At 49.4% G+C, this 255-nt stretch carries 1 rRNA gene; it reads right to left on the bottom strand.

The window, feature by feature from the left end:
• Positions 1-255 (bottom strand): 23S ribosomal RNA (locus tag ACOZIO_RS25130); the annotation flags it as partial.

The following is a 255-nucleotide window of genomic DNA, read 5'->3' as shown; positions in this document are numbered from 1 at the left end:
CGGGTCTATACCTTGCAACTTGACGCCCAGTTAAGACTCGGTTTCCCTACGGCTCCCCTATTCGGTTAACCTTGCTACAAAATATAAGTCGCTGACCCATTATACAAAAGGTACGCAGTCACCTAACAAGTAGGCTCCCACTGCTTGTACGTACACGGTTTCAGGTTCTATTTCACTCCCCTCGCCGGGGTTCTTTTCGCCTTTCCCTCACGGTACTGGTTCACTATCGGTCAGTCAGGAGTATTTAGCCTTGGA

The organism is Rahnella sp. PD4, assembly GCF_049199325.1.
Taxonomy (GTDB): domain Bacteria; phylum Pseudomonadota; class Gammaproteobacteria; order Enterobacterales; family Enterobacteriaceae; genus Rahnella; species Rahnella perminowiae.
Note: the sequence above shows the minus strand (reverse complement) of the source record. Positions and strands in the feature narration are given on the sequence as shown.